This window comes from Nocardiopsis chromatogenes YIM 90109 (assembly GCF_000341185.1).
Classification (GTDB): domain Bacteria; phylum Actinomycetota; class Actinomycetes; order Streptosporangiales; family Streptosporangiaceae; genus Nocardiopsis_A; species Nocardiopsis_A chromatogenes.
In genome coordinates this window covers 1-592 of sequence record NZ_ANBH01000182.1, presented here as the reverse complement: position 1 = coordinate 592, position 592 = coordinate 1, and the positions used below count along the sequence as shown (strand labels likewise).

Sequence of the window (592 nt, the reverse complement as noted above, 5' to 3'; positions counted from 1 at the left end):
GCCCCCCGACCCCCCCCGGCGGGCCGAGGCGGCGCCGTCGGCCAGCCACCCCACCAGGCGCTCGTCGGGCCGCAGGGTTCCCACCCCGCCGGGCACCACCAGGGTGTCGATCGGGCCGACGTCCTCCAGGGCGGCCTGCGGGGCCAGGCCCATGCCGCTGGAGCAGCGCACCGTCGCCCCGTCCGCGCTGGCCTGCACGATGCGGTAGGCGGGGCCGCCTCCGGCGGCCCGGCTGTAGAGGTCGGCGCAGGCGAAGACCTCCATGGGCCCGGCCACGTCCAGGCTCTGCACGCCCTCGAAGAGGGCCACGACGACGGTGCGCTCGCTCATGCCCCCAGCCTGTCCGGCGCCGGGCGAGTCGGCAATGACGGGGTTGCCACCATTTCTGCCATCGATGCTTACGCGCTGTCCTGTGAACACGGGGCCGAAAAGCCCGATCCACGCCTGTTCGAGGCTGCCCCGGGCATGGTGGACGCCCACCCGGACGAGGCCCTGATGGTCGGTGACCGTCACACCCGCGACGGCGGGGCCGCCGCCTCGGGCATCACCACGCTCATCCTGCCCTGACCGACCAGCGGGACCGAGCGCCGCC

General features: G+C 75.2%; 2 protein-coding genes. One reads left to right on the top strand and one right to left on the bottom strand.

Annotation, left to right across the window (positions count from 1 at the left end; translation table 11 throughout):
* On the bottom strand, positions 1–330 hold a 330-nt coding region (locus tag D476_RS0118215; protein ID WP_026123623.1), incomplete at its 3' end, for a DJ-1/PfpI family protein.
* On the opposite strand from D476_RS0118215, the gene D476_RS39930 reads away from it, so the two are divergent.
* The gene (locus D476_RS39930) at positions 286–567 is read left to right on the top strand and encodes an HAD hydrolase-like protein (protein WP_152529382.1); all 282 of its coding nucleotides are present in this window, start codon (positions 286–288) and stop codon (positions 565–567) included. The two genes, D476_RS0118215 and D476_RS39930, sit on opposite strands and share 45 nt — an antisense overlap.
* Positions 568–592: the final 25 nt, after the last annotated feature.